Source organism: Streptomyces sp. R33, assembly GCF_041200175.1.
Taxonomy (GTDB): Bacteria; Actinomycetota; Actinomycetes; order Streptomycetales; family Streptomycetaceae; genus Streptomyces; species Streptomyces katrae_B.
In genome coordinates, this window is record NZ_CP165727.1 from 1,660,071 (window position 1) to 1,675,527 (window position 15,457).

The window sequence follows — 15,457 nt, forward strand, 5'->3', positions numbered from 1 at the left end:
GTGCGGCGCGGTGGCGTCAGGAGGGTGTGGGCACGGCGTCCGACAGCGAGAGGGTGTGGATGCGGTCGGGGGCGCCGGGGCGGGCGTAGTACCAGCCCTGGGCGGTGTCGCAGCCGAGGTCGCGCAGCTGGGCGGCCTGGGCTCCGGTCTCCACGCCCTCGACCGTGACGGCGAGTTCGAGGCTGTGGGCCAGCGCGACGATGCCCTCCACGATCTTGACGTCGACCGGGTTGGCGGGCTGCTGCTGCATCCCCTTGGTGAAGGAGCGGTCCAGCTTCAGGACGCTGACCGGGAGGCGGCGCAGGTTCGCCAGGTTCGAGTAGCCCGTGCCGAAGTCGTCGAGCGCGATGTCCACGCCGAGGGCGGCGAGCCTGCGCAGGGGTTCCAGGAGTTCGTCGTCGGCGCCGATCAGGGCCGATTCGGTGACCTCCAGGCACAGGGCACCCGGGGCGAGGCCCGAGTTCTCCAGCACCGCGACGGTGTCGGCGACCAGGCCGGGGTGGTGCAGCTGGGTCGGCGAGAGGTTGACGTTGATCCGCAGGGCCGAGCCGCCGTGCTGGCGCTGCCAGTTGCGGGCCTGGCGGACGGCCTCCTCCAGGACCCAGCGGCCGAGCGGAACGATCAGCCCGGTCCGTTCGGCGAGCGGGATGAAGCGGTCCGGCCCGAGTACCCCGTACTGCGGGTGCGACCAGCGCACCAGCGCCTCGGCGCCGTGGACGCTGCCGTCGTGCATGTGGACCAGCGGCTGGTACTCGATGAAGAACTCGCCGCGTTCCAGCGCCGCCGGGAGGGCGTTGGTCAGGCCGTGCCGGGTGATGGCGCGGGCGTCGGCCTCGGCGTCGGCGAACTCGAAGCGGTTGCCTCCGGCCGCCTTGGCCCGGTACATGGTGATGTCGGCGCTGCGCAGCACCTCCGCCGCGGTGCGCTCCCGGGCCGGGCCCTCCACGATGCCGATGCTGCCGCGGACCGACAGCTCGCGGCCCTCGATCCGGATGGGCACCGACAGGGCGGACAGGATCCGGACGGCGAGTTCGGTCACCTTCTCCTCGGTGTCCGAGCCGGTGGTCAGCGCCACGAACTCGTCGCCGCCGAGTCGGGCGACGACCTCCCCGGGGCCCGTCGCGCAGCTCTGCAGCCGGTCGGCGACCTCCACCAGGAGCCGGTCGCCCGCCGAGTGGCCGAGGCTGTCGTTGACCGCCTTGAACCCGTCGAGGTCCAGGTAGCACAGGCCGAAGCGGCTGCCGCCGGCCCCGCTCAAGGCCTTCTCCAGGCGTTCGAAGAACAGCGTCCGGTTCGGCAGCCCGGTCAGGGCGTCATGGGTGGCCTCGTAGCGGAGCCGCAGGTTCAGCAGCCGCCGCTCGGTGGTGTCCTCCATCAGCGCCAGCTGGTACTGCGGCACACCCTCGGCGTCGCGCAGCAGCGACACGGTCAGGTTGGTCCACAGCACGGTCCCGTCGTGGCGGTAGTACGGCTTCTCGACGCGGTAGCTCTCGCGCTCGCCGCGCACGAGTTCCCCGTACATCCGCCAGACGTGCGGGGCGTCGTCGGGGTGACCCCACTCGCTGACGTTGCGGCCCCGGACGTGCCCGCCCATCCCGCCGAACATCTGCAGCAGCGCGTCGTTGACCTCGAGGACGTTGCCCTCGAGGTCGGCTATGCCGATGCCGATGGCCGCGCCCTCGAAGACCGCCTTGAAGCGCTCCTCGCTCGCGTGCAGGGCCTGCTGGGCGTCGATGCGGGCCGTCAGCGCGGAGCGGGCGATGGCCTCCTGCTCCTTGAGGGTCCGCTCGCGCAGGGCGCGGGCGAATCCCGCCGCGATCCCGTGCTGCAGCCGGGCGCAGCGGGACCGGTACTCCTCGGTGCCCTCCACGCCCACGCCGTCGGGTCCGCAGTAGAGCACCAGGTACGACTCGACCACGCCGAGCGTACCGGCCAGCGCCTCGGGGTCGGTGCAGTGCACGGCGACGAGCTCGGCCCCCACGCGCTGGGCGACGCCCGCGTCGAAGGGCCGGGCGTGCAGGGCCTCGGCAAGGGTTCGGGCCAGCGGAATGAGGTGCTGCTCGAACTCGACGCGGGTCAGCGAGGTCGCCGTGACGGGGAAGATCGCCCGTCCCCAGATGGTCGCGAAGCGCCCGATCCGGTCCTCCAGCCCGCTCCGCAAGGCGGCGGGACCCGCCGACAGGCCCGCCGGAGCCGACGGGCCTGTGGACGCGGACGGAGGCTCTGCTCCCTGCGCGGGCTCGGCAGCCTGCGCGGGTGCTGCCTTCTTCGGGGTCGGTGTGCCGGAAGGCACCGCGGCCGGGGATCTCACGCCTTGCGTCCCACTCCGCCGAAGCCCGAGAACGCGTACGGGTCCTCGGGCGCCTCGCCGTCCTCCGGGTCCTCGGTGCCCTCGGGCTGCCACAGCGGCATCGACACGACACCGGGACCGACCAGTTCGAACCCGTCGAAGAAGCGGGTGATCTGCTCACCGCTGCGCATGACGAGCGGGTTGCGGATGTCCCGGTAGACGCCGACCATCCCGCCCGCGACCTCCTGGGTGAGCGGGATGCCCTCGTAGGAGGCGTGCGTGAGCACCAGGAGGCTGCCGGGGGCCAGTGCGTCGCGCAGTTCGGCGACGGCGGCGTACGGGTCGTCCGCGTCCTCCAGGAAGTGCAGGACGGCGACGAGCAGCAGGGCGACCGGGCGTTCGAGGTCCAGCAGCTGCCCGACCTCGGGGGCGGCGAGGATGTCCCGCGGCTTGCGCAGGTCGGCGGCGACGATGCCGGTGCGGTCGTCGCCGACCAGGACGGCGCGGCTGTGCGCGACGGCGACCGGGTCGTGGTCCACGTAGACCACGCGGGCCTCGGGGCTGGCGGCCTGGGCGATCTCGTGGACGTTGCCGAAGGTCGGGATGCCGGAGCCGATGTCGAGGAACTGGGTGACGCCCTGGGCCACGGCGTAGCGGACGGCGCGGCGCATGAAGGCGCGGTTGGCCTGCATGATCTTGGGCAGGCCCGGCAGGAACTCCATGGCGCGGCGGGCGGCCTGGCGGTCGACCTCGAAGTTGTGGGAGCCGCCCAGGTAGTAGTCGTAGATGCGGGACACGCTCGGCACCGATATGTCGATACCTGGCGGGGCCCAGGCGGGGCGCTCCATCGCGGTCTCCAAGCCGTAGTCCTGCGCGGTCGTCCGGGGTCGGACGCCTGTCCGAGCCGAATGTACTGATCATTGCCCAACGGAGCGAGCAAAAGCGGAAATTGGTGATCCGTTCTTCATCACACACCAAAGGCCTCGACGGCCTCTCCCGCAGCGAATGACCGAAACCGACAAGTCGCTTATGGGAATGTGCAGGTACGTGACCGGACTGCATCGTTCCGTGGCTCAAACCTCTATGGTCTGTGCTCCACCCGTTCAGGCGAACCACGGCCGAGCCCCGCGTGCGCGAGCGCACGTGAGCCCATGCTCCCCGGGTGAACAGAGCCTGTACCAGACGTCTGCTGGTGGTCCCGGTCCTGCTGTGGGCGGCACTGTCCGCCACACCGGCCGTGGCTGATAGCTGCGCCTACGCGACGATCGACACCGGAGACGGCGCGGCCGCCCTCCGGCTGGTCGCGGCCGCCGGAAGCAGTGCGGCCGCGAGCGGCCGGGGTGGCGGACATCACGGCGACGGGACCCCCGGCGGCCAGGGCGGCGGCCGCGGGAACACGCACGGCAACGGCCACGGCGGCCACCACGGCAGCGGCGGACACGGCGGACACGGCGGGCACGGCGGCCACGGGGGGCACCACTGCCCGCCGCCGCCGCCTCCCCCGCCGTGCCCGCCGAAGCCGCCTCCCCCGCCGACGCCGACCCCACCGCCGCCCCCGGTGCCGAAGCCGCCCCCGAAGCCGACTCCGCCGCCCGCGCCGCCTCCTGCGCCGGCCCCGAAGCCCACTCCCCCGCCGCCGCCCGCTCCGCGGGCGAAGCCGAAGCCGCCCGCGCCGGCGCCGCCGAAGCCGGTACCGCCCCCGCCGCTCGAGGTGAAGGCGCCGGCCCCCGCGGTAACGCCCCCGGCCCCGCCTCCGAAGAAGCCGGTGGCCAGGCCGGCCTACCGCACGGCAGCCGCCAAACGGCCCGAGCACCACATCTCACCAGTGACCTTCACCTTGATGACCGCGGCTCCCGCGGTGCTCGCGATCGTCGCGCTGCGCCCGCGCTAGGGGGTGTCGTCAAAGTAGCGTCGTCCGCCCGCGAGGGCGGGGCCCCGCCGGCCAGACGGGACTTTGACGACACCCCCTAGACCGCCCGCACACACCGCACACCCCCCTCGTGACCGATCGGGAGTCATCTTGTCGGAATGGCTCGTCCTGTCCCTCGCGATGGCCGCGGCATGCGCCGTGGTGCTGTCCATCGCCTTCTTCAACCACCGCCGGATCGGCGACGACGACGATCCCAACGAGACCCCGGACGTCATCGAGTACATGACGATGATGATCGGGGTGATCTACGCGATCGTGCTGGGCCTGGCGATCGCCGGCGTCTGGGAGGGCCGCGGGGCCGCCCAGGAGTACGTCCGCCAGGAGGCCCAGGCCCTGCACGAGATCAGCATCCGTTCCGAGGTCTACCCGGCCGAGGTGCGCAAGAAGATCAGGTCCGACGTCGACGCGTACGTGACGTACGTGGTGGACACGGAGTGGAAGGAGATGGCCGACAACGGCAATCTCACTGATCACAGCGGGGAGCTGCTGGACCGCATCCGCCGGGACGTGACGGACTACGAACCGCAGACCGACCACGAGGGGCAGGCGTATCAGCCGCTGGTGGACCAGGTCGCCCTGGTGGACGACGCCCGCAGCGCCCGTGGCCAGAGCGCGGGGGCGACGATGCCGGGGGTCGTGTGGTTCGGGCTGATCGCCGGCGCCCTGGTGACGGTGGGCCTGGTCTTCACCCTGCAGATCCGCCGCTCGTTCCGGGAGCTTCTGCTGGCGGGCCTGTTCAGCGCGCTGATCGCCTTCCTGCTGTTCCTGATCTGGGACTTCGACGCGCCGTTCGGGCGGGGCATCGCGGCGACCGCCGAACCCTTCCTCGCACAGTTCCCGCATCTGGGACTCGGCGACTGAGGTGACCGAGGCGTCGGCGGCACCGGGGGCCCGGCGTGCCCCCCGCAGCCGCCCGGCAAACCGGGGACGGGCCTCCCGTCCCCGGTTCGGCCCATCCCCGTGCCCCATTCGCCCGTTCCTGATCGCGGGTCACCGTGGCCGCGCCTAGCGTGGCGGGCATCGAGGCGCACGACCCCCCACGTGCGGAAACCGTTCCGCGGCTGCTCCTCGGGGATCCGGAGAACAACCATGGGTGCGATACGTACCAACGCCACAGCCCTGCTGAGCGCCGGCGCCACAGGCGCCGTACTCGCGCTCGGCGTCCTCGGCGCGCCCTCCGCGACCGCGGCCGAGGCCCAGCCCATCACCTCGTTCGGCTTCGCCATCACCCCGTCGACGGTTGCCCCGGGCGGCCGGACGGTGCTCTCGGTCACCGGCTGCAACGCCGCCTACGCCACCGTCTCCTCCGGGGTCTTCGACACCGTGAGCATCGCGCGCGGCCAGACCGCGCGCGTGACCGTCGATCGCGACGCCCGGCGCGGAGCCGTGTACTCCGTGTCCTTCACCTGCAACGGGGAGACCGGTTCGGCCGACCTCACCATCACCGGCGGTACCACCCGTCCCACCACCAGTTCCACGTCAACGGCCACTGCGAGGTCCAACACGTCCGTCACCTCCACCTCCACCGGCGGCGCCTCCCTCGGAGTCCGCGGCGGCCTGGGCGGCAGTGTGGCCGGGATGGACACCCGGGAGCTCGGCGCGGGCGCCGGGCTCTTCCTCGCGGCCGCCGGCGGTACGGCGTACGCGCTCCGCCGCCGCTCCGCACGCGGCCACTGAGCGTCCTCGGCCACGCCCTGCAGCACACCTGAGCGTCCTCAGCCGTACACCCCCGCACCACACCACCACAGAGCACCGAGCGCCGGTCGCCCCGAGTCCTGGCCGAGGATTCGGGGCGACCGGCGGTTCCCGGGCCGCGACCGGGGCGGCCGCGTCGTCAGGCCCGTCCGCGGAGGGGACGGCGCCGGCGCATCACGTGGACGCCCGCGCCCAGCGCCGAAGCGCCGACGAGGCTCGCCCCGATGGCGGTCTCGGCGGTGGACGGGCCGAACGAGCCGCCGATACCGCCCTGTGCGCCGTTGCCCCGCAGGATCGTGAACCGGTGCGTGGCGACCAGGCTGTTGTCGTGGCACTTGACCGACAGCGTGTGGTTGCCGGGCGTGGCGTGGTTGAAGATCCGGACGGTGGCGAACCCGATGGAGCCGGCCGAGAGGTTCGTCTGGGGAAAGTTGCCGGCCGACCAGACGGTGCCGCCGTGGCGGCAGCCGGCCGCGCTGACCTGCATCGTCGATCCCTGGTGCACGGAGTACGGGTTGACGGTGACATTGCTCGGTCCGTTGCCGCTGTTGCCCCCGTCGCCGCCCTGGCCCGACGGAGATCCGCCCAGCGGGTCCGGCGGGTTCGCGGCGGCGAACGGGGTACTGAGCCCGACGGCGACGAAGGCCGCCGCGGCCACGGTGAGGGCGCGCAGAACACGCATGGTGGAACCTCCAGCGGGAAGCGCCCCGGAGCGGTCGCCCGGGAAGATCGACGAGAACGCCTCCCACGACGAACCCTCGGGGCGGCTCGCAACCAGCGCATTTCCGGCTTTGGGCCGCAAGGTTGAGCGACACGCCGAGGCGCGCGCGGCGCGGCTGACGGAGCCGCAGGTCACGACCCGTCAGGCATTTATGTGACGAATACCTGGATGGGCGCACCCCTTCCGGCCCCGCCACCCGTTCGCCCCTCACCGATCGCCGTCTTGCGCACGCAGCCTTAGCGTGCCTGGAGAAGGGCGTACAGGGGTGGGACAAGAACGCGGGTCGGGACCCCCGCGTCGGGAAGGGAGAGCCATGACCGAGGACGAGAGCGAGCAGCCACCGAGAAGACGATCCCCCTGGGGCGTGCTCGCACTGGTCATGCTCAGCGGCCTCGCCATGATGCGCAACGGGGCGGAGGTCGGCGACGGGCCGCCGCAGCCGACGGCCGCCGCCGCGGTCGGGGTGCCTGCCGAGCAGCTGCCGGCGTATCCGCCGGGGCAGGGCGAGCAGCCCATGCAGCACCAGCCCGCGCCGCCGGTGGAGGTGGAGCCGCTCGAGCACTCGTCGGTCCAGCGCATCCGGATCCCCGACATCCGGGTGGACGCGCCGACGATGACGGTCGGGCTGGACCCGCAGGGCTGGATCGAGGCCCCGCCGCCGCAGGACCCGAATCTGGCCGGCTGGTACCTGAACGGCATCTCGCCCGGCCAGCGCGGCTCGGCGGTGATCGTGGGCCACGTCGACAACGCGCACGGCCCGGCGGTCTTCTACGGCCTGGGTTCGCTGCACAAGGGCAACCACATCGAGGTGGAGCGGTACGACGGACGCACGGCGGTGTTCGAGGTGTACGGGGTGGAGGTGTTCTCGAAGGAGACCTTCCCCGGAGCCCGGGTGTACGGGGACACCGGGCACGCGGAGCTCCGGGTGATCACCTGCGGCGGCGGCTACTCCAAGGCGCGGGGCTACGACGGCAACGTCGTCGTCTTCGCCCGGATGGTGGCGACGCGCTGAGCGGCTTGCGCACCGCCCCGCCGGACGGCCCGGGGCCCCGCCCCGCCGGGGAGGGGCCCCTCAGCGGGGCGGCAGCGCCGGCAGCGTCATCCGGTAGCCCCGGGCGAGGAGTTGGGGCAGGTAGGTGCTCACCGCGTGGACGCTCTGCGAGCGGTCGCCGCCCGCGTCGTGGTTCAGCACGATCACGCCGGGCGCCGCGCCCTTGAGGACGCGCGAGACGATCGTGGTGGTGCCCGGCTCCTTCCAGTCCAGCGTGTCCACGGTCCAGGCGAGCGGTTCCATGCCGAGCTCGGCCCCGATCTCGAACGCGGCCCGGTTCCACGCCCCGTACGGCGCCCGGAACCACAGGGGCGCCTCCCCCACTGCCTGTTGTACGACCTCGCTGGTGCGGGAGATCTCGGAGGCGAGGTCGGGCCGGCTGAGCGTGGGGATGAGCGGATGGGTCCAGGTGTGGTTGCCGATGACGTGGCCCTCGGCACTCATCCGGCGCAGCAGGTCCCGGTTGTCGGTGGCCATCTCCCCGCAGACGAAGAACATGGCGCGGACACCGTACCGGGCGAGGGTGTCCAGGATGGCGGGGGTGTAGCGGGGGTCGGGCCCGTCGTCGAAGGTGAGCACCATGGCGCTGGCCGTGCTCGCGTCGGGCGGCAGTTCCAGAATGGGCCGGGTCCGTACGGCGGGCCTCGCGGCGGGCGGGCGCAAGGGGGTCTCGGAGGTCATGGGGCTCAGCCGGTACGCGGCCTGCCCGGGCGCCTGGGGCTGCAGGGCGCGGACTCCGCCCGGTCCGGCGGCTCCGCCGGGTCCCGGCTGTCCTACGGCCGGGCCGCCGACGGGGCCGGCTCCGAGGCCTGCACCCGGGTCGCCGCCCGCCGTGTTCTGTCCGGGTGATCCGGTCTCGCCACCGGTGAGGAGTCCGGAGGCGGCGGCGACTCCGAGGAAGACGGCGGTACGCAGGAGCATGCGTCGCCCTACTGTCGGCTCGTCATTTTTCATTATTACTACGTATCAACGACATCCTGGCAGATGTCGAGAGGCGCGAACGCGCGGGCTTCCCCTCACCCGATCAGCCGCGCCTCACCAGGGGGAACGGCAGCGTCTCGCGGATCGTCAGGCCCGTGAGGAACATGACCAGCCGGTCGACGCCGATGCCCAGACCGCCGGTCGGCGGCATGGCGTACTCCAGGGCGTCCAGGAAGTCTTCGTCGAGTTCCATCGCCTCCGGGTCGCCGCCCGCCGCGAGCAGCGACTGGGCGGTGAGCCGGCGCCGCTGCTCCACCGGGTCGGTGAGCTCGGAGTACGCGGTGCCCAGTTCCGTTCCGAACGCCACCAGGTCCCAGCGCTCGGCGAGGCGCGGGTCCCCCCGGTGCTGCCGGGTGAGGGGGGAGACGTCGGTGGGGAAGTCCTTGTAGAAGGTCGGCAGCTTGGTCTTCTCCTCCACCAGCCGCTCGTACATCTCCAGCACCACGTCGCCGCGGGTGTCCTCACGCGCGTGCGGTACGCCGGCCCGGTCGCAGAGCCGGCGCAGCACCGGTTCCTCGGTGTCCGCGTCGACCTCCTCGCCGAGCGCCTCGCTGATCGCCCCGTACATCGTCTTGACCGGCCAGATCCCGGAGATGTCGTGGACGACGAGCTGTCCGTCCGGGCCGGCCTTGTGGGCGATCGGCGAGCCGAAGGCGGCGGTCGCGGCGCCCTGGATCAGCTCGCGCGTGAGGTCGAGCATCACGTCGTAGTCGGCGAAGGCCTGGTAGGCCTCCAGCATCGTGAACTCGGGGTTGTGCTTGTACGAAACGCCCTCGTTGCGGAAGGTGCGGCCCATCTCGAAGACCTTCTCCAGGCCGCCGACGCACAGCCGCTTCAGGTACAGCTCGGGGGCGATGCGCAGGTACAGGTCGAGGTCGTAGGCGTTGATGTGGGTCCGGAAGGGCCGGGCGTTGGCGCCGCCGTGGATCTGCTGGAGCATCGGGGTCTCGACCTCGAGGTAGCCGCGGTCCAGGAGCCCCTGGCGCAGTGCCTGGACGGCCGAGGAGCGGGCCCGTACGACGTCCCGCGCCTCGGGGCTCGCGACCAGGTCGAGGTAGCGGCGCCGGACGCGGGCCTCGGGGTCGGCGAGGCCCTTGCGCTTGTCGGGGAGCGGGCGCAGGCATTTGCCGGTGAGCTGCCAGGAGGAGACCACGAGGGACGGCTCGCCGCTGCGGCTGGCGCCGATCTCGCCGCTCGCCACCACGTGGTCGCCGAAGTCGACCTGGGAGGTGAAGGAGTCCAGTACGCCGGCGCCGCTCTCGTCGCGGGTGAACACCAGCTGGATGTCCCCGGACCAGTCACGCAGGACGGCGAAGACCACTCCGCCGAGGTCGCGTACGAGCATCACGCGGCCGGCGAGCGTGGCCTGCTCCCCGGAGCGGGCTCCGGGCGGGTGGGCCTGGCGTGCGGCCAGCAGATCGGCCACGGTGTGGGTGCGCTGGCGGATGCCGACCGGGTACGGGTCGGTGCCGGCCGCCCGGATCCGCTCCATCTTGGCGTGGCGGACCCGGACCTGGTCGGGCAGCCGCTCGGCACGCGCGGCGCCTGCGGCCTCCTGCCCCACGAGGTCCAGGCCGAGGGAGTCGAGCGGGGGCAGCCCCTCGGTCGAGGCGGGCGCGGTGAGCCCCCTGGTGTGCGCGTTGCCCCAGAGTTTGCGCAGGCTGGGTACGGAGACGAAGCCCTCGGCGATGCCGGAGGCGAGGCTGACCCGGGCCAGCGAGCCGGCGTCCTGGTAGCAGAGGAACCGCGGGTACCACTCGGGCCCGTACTTGACGTTCGAGCGGTACAGGGCCTCCAGCTGCCACCAGCGGGAGAAGAACAGCAGCAGTTTGCGCCACAGCTTGAGGACGGGGCCGGCGCCGATCCGGCCGCCCTCCTCGAAGGCGGAGCGGAAGACGGCGAAGTTGAGGGAGATCCGGCGCACGCCGAGACCGGGCGCGGCGGCGCACAGCTCGGCGACCATGAACTCCATGACGCCGTTGGGGGCGGTGCGGTCGCGGCGCATCAGGTCGAGGGAGATGCCGTCCTTGCCCCAGGGGACGAAGGACAGCAGGGCGATCAGCTCGCCCTGGGCGTCGAAGGCCTCGACGAGCAGGCAGTCCCCGTCGGCGGGGTCGCCGAGCCGGTCCAGGGCCATGGAGAACCCGCGCTCGGTCTCGGTGTCGCGCCAGGTGTCGGCGCGCTCGATGATCCGCTGCATCTCCTCCTCGCTGAGGGCGGAGTGGCGGCGGATGACGGTGGTGGCTCCGGTGCGCTTGACGCGGTTGACGGCCTGGCGGGTGACGCGCATGTCGCGGCCGTCGAGGTCGAAGTGGGCGACGTGCAGGATCGCCTCGTCGCCGAGCTGGAGGGCGCTGAGCCCGGAGCGGGCGTACGCGGTGGCCCCCTCCTCGGAGGCGCCCATCACGGCGGGCTGCCAGCCGTGTCGGCGGGCGACGGTGAGCCAGGCGTCGACGGCGGGGGTCCAGGCGGCGGGGTCGCCGACCGGGTCGCCGCTGGCGAGGCAGACGCCGGCCTCGACACGGTAGGTGACGCCGGCCCGACCGTTGGGGGCGAAGACGACGGCCTTGTCGCGGCGGGTGGCGAAGTAGCCGAGGGAGTCGCCGCGGCCGTAGGCGCCGAGCAGGGCGCGGATGCGGGGCTCCTCGTCCCCGTGCAGGGCGGCGGTCAGCCGCTGGGAGCGGAAGAGGGTCGTGGCGGCGTTCAGCAGGGCGAGGGCGCCGAAGAGGCCGAGGAAGAAGTAGAGGGGGCGGGGCGGGTGGCCGTCGAACTGGCGGGGCGAGACGAGGCCGCCGAAGACCTGCCGGGCGGCCCAGTCCAGCCACTGCTCCTTGGGCAGGGTGCCGGGGAACAGGGCGACCAGGCCCCAGCCGAGGATCACGGCGGCGAGCAGGCCGAGGCCCAGGACGAGCAGGGCCCGCCAGAACGCGCCGGGCCGGGAGGCGGCGTAGAACTCCTTGCGGGCGGCGACCAGGACCCCGAGGGCGGCGAGGGCGATGGCCATCGAGGGGCCGCCGATCCAGTAGTAGTCGTCGGCGATGATCAGGAGGTCGACCAGGACGAGCAGGGCCAGATAGGTGACGACGATCCACCAGGCGACCCTCTTGCGGGTGCCGAGGGCGGCGGCGAGCAGGAAGAGGAAAACGGCGTAGGCGAGGTTGGCGCTGACGGGCACCACGATCTCGTCGAGGAACCGCACGATGTGCCGCAGGAGGTGCCGCAGCGTCGGGGAGAGCGCCAGTACGGCGCACAGCAGTCCGAGCGCTCCGAAGAACGCGGCGAATGCATCGGGCACCCGGTTCAGGAAGCGGTTCCGGGTGCCCCGGGTCTCCTCCACGGTGGCACTCATGGTTCGCACTGTAGGGAGGCCGACGCCGCTCCGCGCGGCGAGTCGGGCACCCCTTAAGGGCTGTGCCGTAATCCCCGGCGGGCGCACGACGACAGCTACGGCGCCTCGCCGCGTTGTCGGAACGTCCGCATACGCCCAGTATGCGGACGCCCCTCCGCCTTGCGATGCACCGCATCTGACGCCGTGCGCTGATCCGCCGGGGATTACGGGACAGCCCTTAAGCTCGGAAAGGTGACTGAGCACGTGAACACGGGATTCGAACGCGGTACGGACGGCCCCAAGGTGATCCTCGCCGGGGTGGACGGGTCGGAGTCCTCGCTGCGGGCGGCCGCGTACGCGGCGGGGCTGGCCCGGCGGCAGAACGCGCTGCTGGCGCTGGTGTACGTCCAGCCCGTGATGCCGGCCGGGGCCTCGCTGGGGGCGCCGGTGGCCGACACCACCGGGGAGATCGCGGAGGGGCTGGTGGCCGAGATCCGGGACGCGGCGGAGCGGCTCAAGGGCATCTACGAGGTGCGCTGGCAGTTCCACACCTTCCGCGGCGACCCGTACGCGGGCCTGGTGAGCGCGGCGGAGGAGCTGACGGCGGACGCGGTGGTGGTCGGCGCCTCCGAGCAGGCCGGGCACCGCATCGTCGGCTCGGTTGCGGTCCGCCTGGTCAAGGCCGGCCGCTGGCCCGTCACGGTGGTCCCGTGACGGGCCGGCGGCGGGAGGAGCCAGGGGCGGCGGCGGGCTACTTGGCCATCGTCAGGCCGTCCTTGGCCGCGCCGCGGCTGAGGACGGCCTCGCTGATGGCGTCCTGCGCCTCCTCGTAGTCCCCGTCCGAGGACCGCGCCAGGGCGGCGGGCAGGTTGACGACCTTGCCGGCGGACAGGTCCATCATCTGCGGGATGAACTCGGCCTTGGTGACCTGCCAGCGCCCGCCCGCGGCGGCCGGCGGGGCGAAGGTGAAGCGGCCGATCGAGCCGTAGTTGCCGCGCATGTCCCGCGCGCCGGAGTAGTTGAACATCTCGCCGGCGACCTGGTCGCCCATGCCGTAGATGATCCACGTCCCGTTGACCTTCTCGTAGGCCTGCGGGATGTGCGCATGGGTGCCCAGGATCATGTCGATGTCGGGGCGGGCGCCGGTCTGCGAGGCCGTCAGCGCCTTGCCGAGCGCGAGCTGCTTCTCGTCCGGCTCGGTCTGCCACTCCGTACCCCAGTGCACGCTCACCAGGACCACGTCCGCGCCCGCCTTCCGGGCGGCCCGCGCATCCGCGATGATCTTGTCCTTCTCCATCAGGTTGACGGCCCAGGGCTGGCCCTCCGGCAGCGGATAGCCGTTCGTGTCGTACGTGTACGCCAGGTGCGCGACCTTCGCGGAGCCCGCCGTGTACAGGGTCGGCGTGGCCGCCTCGGTCGCCGTACGGGCCGAACCCGCGTGCTTCAGCCCGGTCTTGTCGAACGTGTCGAGGGTGCGCTTCAGACCGTCGGCCCCGGCGTCCAGGGTGTGGTTCGAGGCCGTGGAACAGCCGTCGTACCCGGCGTCCTTGAGCCCTTCGGCCACCTCGGGCGGGGACTGGAAGGCGGGATAGCCGGTGAACGGCCCGCCGTCCTCCCCGTACACGGTCTCCATGTGGCAGATGGCCAGGTCGGCGGTCGAGACCACCGGCTTGACCAGGGAGAACATCGGCCTGAAGTCGTGGCCGTCGCCGTCCGCGTCGGCCGCCGCCCGCTTGATGACGGAGTCGTGCGGCAGCACGTCACCGGTCGCGACCAGGGTGAAGCCCTTCGCGGCGCCGTCCGGGGCCGCGGGGGACCCGGGGCCGCTGGACGGCGCCGGGGCGCGGGAGTTGCCGAGGCGGGCCGGGGCGGGCTCCTTCCCGGCGGAACATCCCGCGGCGGCCGCCGCCAGGAGGGCAGCCGACAGGAGTGCGAGGGCCTGCCGGGCGTGCTTGGTCATCTGGGCCAGCTCTCATTAGTAGGACTATCTGACCATCTGTAATCCATAGAGATGGACGTCACCAGTCGGGGAACGGCTCCGGGGCCACCCGGCCCCACCCGGGCGGCCGTTCGCCGCGCCGTTCGACCGTTCACCGCCGGGCGCGCCCGCCCACCGGACGACCGGGGTGCTTGGGCGCAACGCCGGGACAGGACGGTTCCCGGGGCGCTCCGTGCAGGTGAGGGTGGGTCCGTCGGACCCGAACGGACCCCAGGAAGGAGCCACCCGTGCCCCTCTCCCCCACCCTCCTGCGCACGGATCCCGAGGCACTGGCCGAACTCCAGCGCGACCACGGGCGGGCCCTGTTCGGTTTTCTGCTCGGCCTCACGGCCGGGGACTCCCAGCGCGCCGAGGACCTCGTGCAGGAGACCCTGGTCCGGGCGTGGCAGCACCCGGAGGTGTGGGAGAGCGACCACGAATCCATGCGCCCCTGGCTGTTCACCGTGGCGCGGCGGCTGGCGATCGACGCCCGGCGGGCGCGGCTGTCACGGCCGCAAGAGGTGGACCCGGAGGGGCTGGAGCAGGCGCCCGCGCCCGAGGACGCGGTGGCCGGCTCGGTCACGGCGATCGATGTCCGGCGGGCGGTGGGCTCGCTCGGGCCGGAGCACCGCGAGGTGCTGATGCAGGTCTACTTCCAGGACCGCTCGGTGGCCGAGGCGGCGGCAGAACTCGGGATTCCGGCAGGAACGGTCAAATCCCGTACGTACTACGCGCTGCGCGCCCTCAAGAAGGGACTCCAGGGGTACGGGTACGGTCTCGGCGCCTGAGTACCGGGGGGAACCACGCAGCGAACGAACCGAATGCACGCGGATCGGACACAAAGCACATCGAAATCGGCCTCAGAGCGTTCAAGTTGGGTAAACATCCCCCGTTCCGCGCGTCGCTCGGTGAAGGCTCATGGCTGACGACGGGAAGCTCGACGCGCGGGAGAAGGTGGAACGGTGCAGCCCGAGGGTACGAACGGCACCAGTGACGGCGGGCTCGCGGTGCCCATGGCATGGCTCTATGCGGAGTACATCGCCGACGAACTGCTGCGCACGGGCCGGCTGATCCCGGTCAGTACCCTGGAGTTCCGCGCCGGGCGGGACACGCTCGCGCTGACGATCTACCTCTCCGACGCGGCCGGCGAGCTCTCCGGGATCCGGGTGGTCTCGCAGCTCGACGAATGGCTGTCGCTGACGGCGTACGGGCACCCCTGGCGCGACTGGGTGCACACCCGGTTCCTCGCGCTGGGTGAGGACGCGCGGGAACACGGCCGCGGTGAGGACCCGGACCTCGAACTGGCCCGGGCGGCCTGGCGCTGGCTGGACCGCACCGAACTGTTCGCCACCAACCTCGACCCGGGCCGGCACGGCCACGCCGAGACCCCGACGGGCCTGGACGAGAACGCGCGGGTGTGGACCCCGGCGTGGCAGCTCGGGCTGCCGCTGGGCCACTTGGCGATGCACCTGTTCTGACGCGG

General features: G+C 72.5%; 13 protein-coding genes. 7 read left to right on the forward strand and 6 right to left on the reverse strand.

The window, feature by feature from the left end; translation table 11 throughout:
- Positions 1–16: 16 nt before the first annotated feature.
- Positions 17–2,182 (reverse strand): bifunctional diguanylate cyclase/phosphodiesterase, encoded by a 2,166-nt coding sequence (locus tag AB5J51_RS08110; protein WP_053789577.1) that lies wholly within the window; start codon positions 2,180–2,182, stop codon positions 17–19.
- Between the two features lie 125 nt (positions 2,183–2,307).
- Entirely contained in the window at positions 2,308–3,138 is an 831-nt protein-coding gene (locus tag AB5J51_RS08115) for an SAM-dependent methyltransferase (RefSeq protein WP_133896247.1), read from the reverse strand.
- Positions 3,139–3,452: 314 nt separating this feature from the next.
- On the opposite strand from AB5J51_RS08115, the gene AB5J51_RS08120 reads away from it, so the two are divergent.
- From AB5J51_RS08120 to AB5J51_RS08130, 3 genes are all read left to right on the forward strand, one after another.
- Positions 3,453–4,181, forward strand: a complete 729-nt coding sequence (locus tag AB5J51_RS08120) for a hypothetical protein (RefSeq protein WP_369777296.1) — start codon at positions 3,453–3,455, stop codon at positions 4,179–4,181.
- Between the two features lie 129 nt (positions 4,182–4,310).
- Positions 4,311–5,081, forward strand: coding sequence for a DUF4239 domain-containing protein (locus AB5J51_RS08125; protein ID WP_136225105.1), 771 nt, complete (start codon positions 4,311–4,313; stop codon positions 5,079–5,081).
- 228 nt (positions 5,082–5,309) lie between these two features.
- Positions 5,310–5,897: a hypothetical protein gene (locus AB5J51_RS08130; RefSeq protein WP_133896249.1), complete on the forward strand. Its 588-nt coding sequence runs from the start codon at positions 5,310–5,312 to the stop codon at positions 5,895–5,897.
- Between the two features lie 157 nt (positions 5,898–6,054).
- Here the strand turns inward: AB5J51_RS08130 and AB5J51_RS08135 are convergent, their stop codons facing one another.
- Positions 6,055–6,597 (reverse strand): hypothetical protein, encoded by a 543-nt coding sequence (locus AB5J51_RS08135; protein ID WP_053788782.1) that lies wholly within the window; start codon positions 6,595–6,597, stop codon positions 6,055–6,057.
- A 352-nt stretch (positions 6,598–6,949) separates the two neighbouring features.
- Between AB5J51_RS08135 and AB5J51_RS08140 the strand changes: the two genes are divergently transcribed.
- Positions 6,950–7,648 carry a class F sortase gene (locus AB5J51_RS08140; protein WP_053788781.1) on the forward strand — a complete coding sequence of 233 codons (699 nt, stop codon included), beginning with the start codon at positions 6,950–6,952 and terminating at the stop codon, positions 7,646–7,648.
- Positions 7,649–7,708: 60 nt separating this feature from the next.
- Here the strand turns inward: AB5J51_RS08140 and AB5J51_RS08145 are convergent, their stop codons facing one another.
- Both AB5J51_RS08145 and lysX read right to left on the reverse strand, forming a co-directional pair.
- Positions 7,709–8,608, reverse strand: coding sequence for a polysaccharide deacetylase family protein (locus AB5J51_RS08145; RefSeq protein WP_234382520.1), 900 nt, complete (start codon positions 8,606–8,608; stop codon positions 7,709–7,711).
- Positions 8,609–8,711: 103 nt separating this feature from the next.
- Complete coding sequence (gene lysX, locus AB5J51_RS08150) at positions 8,712–12,017, reverse strand: bifunctional lysylphosphatidylglycerol synthetase/lysine--tRNA ligase LysX (RefSeq protein WP_369777297.1); 3,306 nt, start codon at positions 12,015–12,017, stop codon at positions 8,712–8,714.
- Between the two features lie 231 nt (positions 12,018–12,248).
- Between lysX and AB5J51_RS08155 the strand changes: the two genes are divergently transcribed.
- Positions 12,249–12,710: a universal stress protein gene (locus AB5J51_RS08155; protein WP_053788778.1), complete on the forward strand. Its 462-nt coding sequence runs from the start codon at positions 12,249–12,251 to the stop codon at positions 12,708–12,710.
- Positions 12,711–12,747: 37 nt separating this feature from the next.
- Here the strand turns inward: AB5J51_RS08155 and AB5J51_RS08160 are convergent, their stop codons facing one another.
- Positions 12,748–13,956, reverse strand: coding sequence for a CapA family protein (locus AB5J51_RS08160; RefSeq protein ID WP_369777298.1), 1,209 nt, complete (start codon positions 13,954–13,956; stop codon positions 12,748–12,750).
- Between the two features lie 266 nt (positions 13,957–14,222).
- On the opposite strand from AB5J51_RS08160, the gene AB5J51_RS08165 reads away from it, so the two are divergent.
- Together AB5J51_RS08165 and AB5J51_RS08170 are read left to right on the forward strand one after the other, a co-directional pair.
- The gene (locus tag AB5J51_RS08165; protein ID WP_078987642.1) at positions 14,223–14,762 is read left to right on the forward strand and encodes a sigma-70 family RNA polymerase sigma factor; all 540 of its coding nucleotides are present in this window, start codon (positions 14,223–14,225) and stop codon (positions 14,760–14,762) included.
- A gap of 225 nt (positions 14,763–14,987) precedes the next feature.
- Complete coding sequence (locus tag AB5J51_RS08170) at positions 14,988–15,452, forward strand: hypothetical protein (protein WP_053788801.1); 465 nt, start codon at positions 14,988–14,990, stop codon at positions 15,450–15,452.
- The last annotated feature ends 5 nt before the right edge of the window (positions 15,453–15,457 follow it).

Bases quoted from the DNA above. Each gene is read 5' to 3' on its own strand.
- AB5J51_RS08115 (WP_133896247.1), bottom strand. From the start codon at position 3,138: ATGGAGCGCCCCGCCTGGGCCCCGCCAGGTATCGACATATCGGTGCCG.
- AB5J51_RS08130 (WP_133896249.1), top strand. From the start codon at position 5,310: ATGGGTGCGATACGTACCAACGCCACAGCCCTGCTGAGCGCCGGCGCC.
- AB5J51_RS08135 (WP_053788782.1), bottom strand. From the start codon at position 6,597: ATGCGTGTTCTGCGCGCCCTCACCGTGGCCGCGGCGGCCTTCGTCGCC.
- AB5J51_RS08140 (WP_053788781.1), top strand. From the start codon at position 6,950: ATGACCGAGGACGAGAGCGAGCAGCCACCGAGAAGACGATCCCCCTGG.
- AB5J51_RS08145 (WP_234382520.1), bottom strand. From the start codon at position 8,608: ATGCTCCTGCGTACCGCCGTCTTCCTCGGAGTCGCCGCCGCCTCCGGA.
- lysX (WP_369777297.1), bottom strand. From the start codon at position 12,017: ATGAGTGCCACCGTGGAGGAGACCCGGGGCACCCGGAACCGCTTCCTG.
- AB5J51_RS08160 (WP_369777298.1), bottom strand. From the start codon at position 13,956: ATGACCAAGCACGCCCGGCAGGCCCTCGCACTCCTGTCGGCTGCCCTC.
- AB5J51_RS08170 (WP_053788801.1), top strand. From the start codon at position 14,988: ATGGCATGGCTCTATGCGGAGTACATCGCCGACGAACTGCTGCGCACG.